This window comes from Synechococcus sp. R6-10, from assembly GCF_047461815.1.
Lineage (GTDB): Bacteria > Cyanobacteriota > Cyanobacteriia > Thermostichales > Thermostichaceae > Thermostichus.
This window is the reverse complement of the sequence record NZ_JANSHW010000189.1, coordinates 1-8,043: the sequence shown is the minus strand read 5'-3', so window position 1 is coordinate 8,043 and position 8,043 is coordinate 1. Positions and strand designations below refer to the sequence as shown.

Annotated in this window: 7 protein-coding genes and 1 tRNA gene; 6 read left to right on the top strand and 2 right to left on the bottom strand. The window is 58.7% G+C overall.

The window, feature by feature from the left end; translation table 11 throughout:
• Window positions 1-358: 358 nt before the first annotated feature.
• Window positions 359-736, top strand: a complete 378-nt coding sequence (locus NW837_RS06010; protein ID WP_414329842.1) for a hypothetical protein — start codon at window positions 359-361, stop codon at window positions 734-736.
• Window positions 737-870: 134 nt separating this feature from the next.
• On the opposite strand, the gene NW837_RS06005 is transcribed toward NW837_RS06010, so the two are convergent.
• Window positions 871-953: transfer RNA gene (locus tag NW837_RS06005), tRNA-Leu, on the bottom strand.
• A 112-nt stretch (window positions 954-1,065) separates the two neighbouring features.
• Here NW837_RS06005 and tgt point away from each other — a divergent pair.
• From tgt to NW837_RS05985, 4 genes are all read left to right on the top strand, one after another.
• On the top strand, window positions 1,066-2,175 hold the full coding sequence (gene tgt / locus NW837_RS06000; protein WP_414329843.1) for a tRNA guanosine(34) transglycosylase Tgt: 1,110 nt from the start codon (window positions 1,066-1,068) through the stop codon (window positions 2,173-2,175).
• A gap of 113 nt (window positions 2,176-2,288) precedes the next feature.
• A complete protein-coding gene (locus tag NW837_RS05995) occupies window positions 2,289-2,648 on the top strand; it encodes a hypothetical protein (RefSeq protein ID WP_414329840.1) in 360 nt (119 codons plus the stop codon).
• Window positions 2,584-3,804: a hypothetical protein gene (locus tag NW837_RS05990; RefSeq protein ID WP_414329839.1), complete on the top strand. Its 1,221-nt coding sequence runs from the start codon at window positions 2,584-2,586 to the stop codon at window positions 3,802-3,804. The genes NW837_RS05995 and NW837_RS05990 overlap by 65 nt, the downstream gene beginning before the upstream one ends.
• 6 nt (window positions 3,805-3,810) lie before the next feature.
• The gene (locus NW837_RS05985) at window positions 3,811-4,107 is read left to right on the top strand and encodes a hypothetical protein (protein ID WP_414329837.1); all 297 of its coding nucleotides are present in this window, start codon (window positions 3,811-3,813) and stop codon (window positions 4,105-4,107) included.
• Window positions 4,108-4,284: 177 nt separating this feature from the next.
• On the opposite strand, the gene NW837_RS05980 is transcribed toward NW837_RS05985, so the two are convergent.
• On the bottom strand, window positions 4,285-4,944 hold the full coding sequence (locus tag NW837_RS05980; RefSeq protein ID WP_414329835.1) for an SDR family oxidoreductase: 660 nt from the start codon (window positions 4,942-4,944) through the stop codon (window positions 4,285-4,287).
• Window positions 4,945-5,090: 146 nt separating this feature from the next.
• On the opposite strand from NW837_RS05980, the gene pruA reads away from it, so the two are divergent.
• On the top strand, window positions 5,091-8,043 hold a 2,953-nt coding region (gene pruA / locus NW837_RS05975; protein ID WP_414329834.1), incomplete at its 3' end, for an L-glutamate gamma-semialdehyde dehydrogenase.

The window sequence follows — 8,043 nt, the reverse complement described above, 5'->3', positions numbered from 1 at the left end:
GTGTCCAAAATCTGATACTGCCGCAGGGCAGCCAGCCGTTGCTCCTCATTGGGGGGGAGGGGGGCCTTAGGCATAGGTCAAACTAAGCGGAGAGGAAGGGTTCCGATCCACCGATCTCGGAGGTCGATAGTCTCAAGGTAAAAGAGGTAACCCCAGCATAACTTCCAAGCCTCTCCACCGGAAGCTACAGGGATCCGATCCCCAAGCTTGCTTCCTGTTGGATTAGTTTGCTACATTTTCACCACGCCTGCGTCAGCTACTCTAGCTCCTGCAAATTAAGAAAGCTTCGAGTTGAAATTTCTCAACGGAAGACTTACTATGGAGTGACGAGCTTTGTAAAGGGGGAATACTCTCAGTCATGCAAAAACTCCAAGACAGTTTGGTAAAAGCTCTGAGCATCGATGGAGCACTGGGGGTAGCGCTGGGGGATTGGAAAACTGGGATGTGCTTGGGATATAAGGGCACCAACAGCCCCGCCTTCCCAGAAGCTAACTTGGAGCTGGCAATCGCCGGAAACACAGAAGTGATTCGCGCTAAGATGCGAGTCGCGGAGTCACTTAAGTTCACCGACAGAATTGAAGAGATTTTAATCATCCTGGAAACTCAGTACCATCTAATGCGTATGCTTAAAACCATAAACGGCCTATTTTTCTACCTAGCCTTAGACCGAGAAAAAGGGAACTTAGCTCTTGCCCGCATTAAACTCAGTCAAATTGAGAGCGAATTGACCCTCTGAGGGCAACTTGAAAGAGATGAAGCATCACGGCGAGCAGGGAGTCTAATTTGGCCGTGGAGCTACACCCCCAATACTTATCCTTGGCCGACAGGGCATGTCGGCATAGCTTAACCTAAGTGTTGAAGGAAAGAGAGTGCGGAACCGGGGACTTGAACCCCGATGGCATTGCTGCCACTAGAACCTGAATCTAGCGCGTCTACCATTCCGCCAGTTCCGCGGTGATCTACAAGTGTGCCCAAAGCAGGGGATCCCTGTCAAGGCTGGCAAAAGGGATCCCTTGCCGGCGGCTCTATCTGTGCTAAGCTCTGCTGCGCACAAGATTAAAGCCGATAACGCTGACCTTGGCCGACTTTACCTTCACCTGCGAGGGCACCTGCCCCCATACCCAAGCGCGGGCGGGATACTTCGTCACCCCCCACGGTGGGATCCCAACCCCTTGCTTTATGCCGGTGGGAACTTTGGCCAACGTGAAAACCCTCACCCCCGCCCAGCTCAAGGAAACGGGCGCCCATATTATTCTCAGCAACACCTATCACCTGCACCTACAGCCCGGCGAGGACATCATTCAAGCAGCAGGGGGGCTGCACCGCTTTATGGGCTGGTCGGGCCCCATCCTCACCGATTCAGGCGGCTTTCAGGTCTTCAGCCTCAGCGCCATTCGCCAAATCAACGAGGAGGGAGTGACGTTCCGCTCTCCTCTCGATGGCCGCATCATTCACTTCACCCCAGAGCTATCCATCCAGATTCAAAATGCCTTGGGTGCCGATGTGATCATGGCCTTCGACGAGTGCCCGCCCTACCCTGCCAGCCCTGAGGAAGTGGAAGCAGCGGTGCGGCGAACCACCCAATGGCTGAAGCGCTGCGTGGAAGCCCATCGTCGCTCAGATCAGGCTTTGTTTGGCATTGTGCAGGGGGGAGTTTACCCGGAGCTGCGCCGGCGGGCGGTGGAAGAGGTCTGTCGGTTGGATCTGCCGGGCTATGCCATTGGCGGGGTGAGTGTGGGGGAGCCGGTCGAGTTTATGCACGCCGTTGTGCGGCAAACAGCCCCTCTACTGCCGGCAGATCGCCCCCGTTATCTCATGGGGGTGGGCACCTATGCAGAGATGCGGGCCGCCGTGGCCGCCGGAGTGGATTTGTTTGACTGCGTGATCCCCACCCGCTATGCCCGCCATGGCACGGTGATCAGCCGGGGCAAACGCTGGAACATCAAAAATGCCGAGCACCGCCGCAGCCTGGATCCCATCGATCCCGACTGTCCCTGCTACACCTGCCGCCACTTCAGCCGAGCCTACTTGTGCCACCTCATCCGCGCGCAAGAGATCCTGGGCTATACCCTGCTTTCTATCCACAACATCACGGAGCTGATGCGCTACACCCAAAAGATGCGCCAGGCCATCTTGGAAGGCCAATTTCATGAGCACTGGGATCCCTGGAGCTAAGCCGGTCAGGAGATTTCTCTGGAAATATCCGATCCATCCTAGTTCACTAGACACTCCAATATCCCGTGTATATACCTAAATTATCCCATGTAGCCGCAGGAAGGAGTCAGATCATGGCTATCCGAACCCTCAGCAGCGTGATTGAACAGCACATCGCCGGCCTTCCGGGCTTGATTGCTGTTTTGATAGGGCGGGCCACTGATGGTGCTACAGTAGCCAAAGTAACCTACGTCAGCGATTCCCAAGAGGAGCAAGCCCTAGAACGTTTGGGCACCTACGCCGGCGACCTGTTGCAGGCCAATAGCCGCCTTTGTCAAACCGTCAGCCCCGACCAAGAGGCGGACTACCTCTTGGCAGGTACTCCGGCGCTGCGGGTTGTCATCAAAGCGTTTCCCAAAAGCCCCTACTTTGTTTGGAGAGCCGGTTATCTTCCACTGCCATCACTACAACCTATTCCTGCAGCAGACTATTGAAGATCCCGACTGGATCGATGGAGTAGGGATCCTGCGCACGGCAGCCCAGGAGATCTTTTACAGTCTTCTGTACGGAGCTTTCAAGGCTCTTGGCATTCAGGAGACCCAAGAGCGCCTGGCAGTGGCAGCTCAGATCTTCAGTTTTTTAGGATTTGGGCGGCTGGCGTTTGAGGTGACACCTTCAGGCGGGGAAGTGCAGCTTACCCATTCTCACTATGCAGAAGGTTGGCTGAGCAAGTACGGGGATCAAGTCAACCGCACACGTCCCATTGGCCACTTGGCGGTGGGCTATGTGGCAGCAGCTCTGGATGCCACTTTTGGCGAGCTGGGAAGCTACGGGGCAGAAGAAACGGAGTGCATGGCCGTTACCCGTAAGGATCACTGTGTAATCCAGGTTATTCGGCTGCCGCGGCCCCAGTTGTTGACTCCCAGTCCAGGGATGGGCAAGTTGATCGAGCAGCCGCTCCAGTTCCCCCGGCCCACAACAGCAGTGGACTACGATGCGGTCAACGAAGCTCTGTGGGGCTTGCCTTTGGCCGGAGATGAGCGGGGGCAAATTCGCGCGTTTAACGTGTTGCTAACGCGCATGCCTGCCAACTACTACAACCGCATTCAGTATCGCTTTTTACAGGAGCTGAAGGCGGTGCAGGCTGAGCTGATGGGGGTGGGGGAAGCTCTTATCCGCGAGTCGGGGCATGTTTGTGTCTTCTACACCTTCGGCAACATCATGGAATCGGTGGAGTGGGAAACCCTGGTGGGGCCGATGCTGGAGAAGGACATGGACTGGATCCACGGCGGCTATGCGGTGGCCAGCAGCCTGGGGTGGGGTCGCTGGCAGGCTTTGGAGGTGGTGAGTGGCCAGTCTTGCCGGGTGGCCATTGATGGCAACTACGAAGCCAACTACTTTTTGGCTTCCTACCCACGGGCAGAAGATCCCGCCTGCTATTTTGCTCAAGGGGCGGTGCCGGCGATGATGAATCTGGTCTACAACGGCAACATCCAGCAGAAGCCGGTTTTGGATCAAGTCTTCTACAACCGCCTCTTCCAGCGGGGTGGGCTCTTCCACGGCCAGGAGACCAAGGCCAGAGAGAAGGGGGATCCCTGGTGCGAGTTCTACGCCGCTCGCGTCAGCGGGACGGAGTCCTTGCGGATGTAGGGATCCATGCAGGTGCGTATCCTCAGGCGGCGGGAGTGTGGAGCGGGGTGGGCCACTGACCTGCTGCTGCCGCGCTGCCTTGCCTGGTCGGAGGTAGAGGCTCTGGCCCAGGAATGGAGGGCTGCCTGTCGCTGTTTTCAAGGGCAACTGGTGTGGCTGGATCTGCCCTCAGGCCGGATTACGGCTTCGTTGCGGGTGCCCCGCCTAACGTTGCGACTCCACGATGCCAACGCTGAGGCGCAGATCTTAAATCGTTTGCAGCAGTTGGCCAAGTCTTCTGGTTCCCAGACAGAGGGAAGTTAAGGGCAAAACGAGAAGTTTAGCTTGGCACCGACATTTTGCGGCAGACTATCGACCAATGCAGGATCGACTTTCCAGGAGTGACATGCGCCCACCAAGTTCGAGCCTGCTGAGGAACTGGGAGCCGCGTTCATACTCGCTCATAGTCATAATGTATGCAGCATGCATGCAGCTCGGTACCTACCTTGCCATAGCAAAGAGAGCGCTCCATTCTTGGTTGGGCACACCCGGCTTGGCGATGATCTCAAGGATGCGATTTTGGGCGGCGGGCTGGAATAAACTTTCGACGGCCACTTGGGCTACTTTCGTGCGGGGGATGCTGCCGTCAAAGAGGGTATCCGCCTTGGATAGGACAATGCCATCGTCGTTGTCTTGGTTTTTTAGGCCCCCCGGTCGAACGATGGTGTAGGTGAGGCCGCTTTTTTGCAGGTATTCTTCTGCGCGTTTTTTCCACACCAGGATCAGCCAAAACAAGTTGAGGGGATGGAACAGCTGGGAAACACACAGGGAAGAGATTAAAACAAAGTGTTGGATCCCTTTGGCTTTGGCCACATCGACCAGGTTCTTGGTGCCTTCATAATCCACTCGGTAGGGCTGAAAGGGATCCCAACTGGGCCTGGCCCCGGTGGCACAGAGCACCACCGTGCATCCTTCCATGCCTGTCTCCAGCGTGGCCGGATCCAGCACATCCCCCACCACCACTTCCGCTTCGCGGGGCAGAACCCGTGCGGCCAGCTCGCGGCTGCGCACCAGCGCCCGTACCGGGATGTCGCGGCCCACCAACTCTTTGACAATGCGGCGTCCGGTTTCTCCTGTAGCCCCTGCAACAAAAGCCTGCATAAGTTTCTCCTGCAAAGCTGCTTATACCCGGCGTAGCTATTCGAGGATTTGCGGTGGCCCCATCTGCCATTATCTTCCCAAAATCGGCCTCAGGTTCCATCCTTTCCATGACAGGATGGTAGGGATCCCGCCCCCCGGTGCATCAGATGGTTGCCCAAGCTGCTCCTACTGCCTACGAGGCCCAAACCCAAGCTCTTGCCCAATCTCTGTTCGCCTCTCTTTCGGGAGAGAAGAGATCCCTGCTGGCCCAGTGGCGGGATCAACTGCGCTGGGAGGACAAGCTGCTGGCCTGGGCGATGGAGAACCCCCACCTGCGCACCCAGTTGTTCCGCTTGATCGATGTCTTGCCCAGCCTGAAAAGCAAGGCTGAGGTGGCCCGCCATTTGCAGGAGTATCTCTTGGATCCGGCAGTAGAGTTGCCGGGGATGCTGAAGAGCCTGCTCAACTTCGCAGACCCCGACTCCCTGCCAGGACAGTTGGCTGCCAGCACTCTCACCGCTGCTGTGGAAGCTCTGGCCCGCCGCTACATTGCCGGAGAAACTCTACAGCAAGTCAGCAAAACTCTGGAAGCTTTGCACCGGCAGGGTATGGCTTTCACGCTGGATTTGCTGGGGGAAGCCGTCATCACCGAAGCGGAAGCCCAATCCTATCTGGATCGCTATCTGCAGGTGATGGAGCATTTGGCAAAGATGGTCAAAACCTGGCCACAACCGCAGCCGGTGCCGCAAGTGTCGGTAAAGCTGACAGCCTTCTATTCCCAGTTCGATCCCATCGATCCCCTGGGGGCCAAAACCAGAGTGGGGGAACGGATTCGCGTCCTGTTGCGCCGGGCAGAAGCTCTGGGAGTCGGGATCCATTTCGACATGGAGCAGTACCGCTACAAATCCCTCACCCTGGCCATTTTGCAGGAGCTGCTGCTGGAGCCGGAGTTCCGAGGCCGCACCGACGTTGGCCTGACGCTGCAGGCCTACCTGCGGGATAGCTACACCGATCTGCAAAACCTGATCGCCTGGGCCAAAGAGCGGGGATCCCCGGTGACGGTGCGCTTGGTCAAGGGGGCCTACTGGGATCAAGAGACCATCCTGGCGGCGCAAAAGCACTGGCCACAGCCGGTTTACAACAGCAAGTCTGCTACCGACGCCAACTTCGAGCGCATGACCCAGCTTTTGTTGGAGCACCACACCCATCTCCACGCCGCCATCGCCAGCCACAATGTGCGCTCTCAGGCCAAAGCCATTGCCATCGCCCAAGCGCTGGAGGTGCCCCAGTCTGCTTTTGAACTGCAGGTGCTCTATGGCATGGCCGATCCCCTGGCCAAGGCCTTGGTGCAGAAGGGACAGCGGGTGCGGGTGTACTGCCCCTACGGGGAGCTGCTGCCGGGTATGGCCTACCTGATCCGGCGTTTGCTGGAAAACACCGCCAACACCTCTTTCCTGCGGCAAAGCGTTCAGGGCTACAATCCCGAGCAGCTGTTGGCCCCGCCGGTCTTGGACGAGGGATCCGTTTTCCAGGCTCCTTCTCTCTCGTTTGCCGCCGCTCCCGATACGGATTTCAGCCAGCCCCAGCAGCGGGATCCCTTTTTTCAGGCATTGGACGAGATCCGGCCTCAACTGGGTCAGAGGGTTCAGCCCTGGATTGCCGGAGAATATCGCCCCACTCGACAAGCGATGCTCTCCCTCAACCCTGCGGATCCTGAACAGGTGGTGGCGGAAATTGGGTTGACCGAGCCGGAACAGGTGGAGCAAGCCTTGGCAGCGGCCCAAGCCAGCTTCCCCAGCTGGAGGCGCACCCCCGTTGCCGTGAGGGCGGGGATCCTGCGGCGGGTGGCGGAGCAAATCGAAGCCCAGCGGGCGGAGCTGGCTGCCTGGATGGTGCTGGAGGTGGGCAAGCCCATTGCCCAGGCCGATGGGGAAGTTTCCGAGGCCATCGATTTTTGCCGCTACTACGCCCAACAGATGGAGGCTCTGGAGCGGGGACGGGAGTGCAACCTGCCCGGCGAAACCAACCATTACCACTACCAGCCCCGCGGTGTGGCGGTGGTGATCGCCCCCTGGAACTTCCCCCTCTCCATCCCCTGTGGCATGACAGCGGCGGCTTTGGTGGCCGGAAACTGCGTGCTCCTCAAACCGGCGGAGCAATCTTCGCTGATCGCCGCCAAACTGGCGGAGTTTATCCTCAAGGCCCTTGCCGAAGCTGGGATCCCGGAGGGTGTTTTTCAATTCCTGCCGGGGGTGGGCGAAGCCATCGGCCCCCTGTTGGTTCAAGACCGGCGGGTGCACCTGATTGCCTTCACCGGATCCCAGGCGGTGGGCTGCCAAATCCTCGCCCAAGCCGCGCAACTGCAGCCGGGCCAGCACCACATCAAGCGGGTCATTGCCGAGATGGGGGGCAAAAACGCCATCCTCATCGACGAAAGCGCCGACCTGGATCAGGCGGTCAAAGGAGTGGTCAACTCCGCCTTTGGCTACAGTGGCCAGAAATGCTCCGCCTGCTCGCGGGCGATCGTTTTGCAGTCCATTCACGACCTGTTCTTGGGGCGGCTCATCGAGGCGGTGCGCTCTTTAAATGTGGGGGATCCAGCCCACCCCAGCACCCAAGTTGGCCCGGTCATCGATGCAGAGGCCCAAGCTCGCCTGCAACAGGCCATTCAATCGGCTAAGGCTGATGCCCGCCTCGACCTCAGCCTGCCCGTGCCGGAAAAAGGCTACTTCGTCGGCCCCACTGTGTTCAGCCAGGTGGATCCCCAGTCAGAGCTGGCGCAGCGGGAGCTGTTTGGCCCGGTTTTGGCGGTGATCTCAGCGCCGGACTTTTCTTCTGCTCTGCAGATGGCCAATGCCACCCCCTACGCCCTCACCGGCGGTCTCTACAGCCGCACCCCTTCCCACATTCAACAGGCTCGCCAGGACTTTGCCGTCGGCAACCTCTACATCAACCGCGAGATCACCGGGGCGTTGGTGGAGCGGCAGCCCTTCGGCGGCTTCAAGCTCTCCGGCGTGGGATCCAAAGCCGGCGGCCCCGACTACCTGCTGCAATTTTTAGAGCCGCGCACCGTAACCGAAAACACGCAACGGCAGGGCTTTGCTCCCATCGAGGGATCCT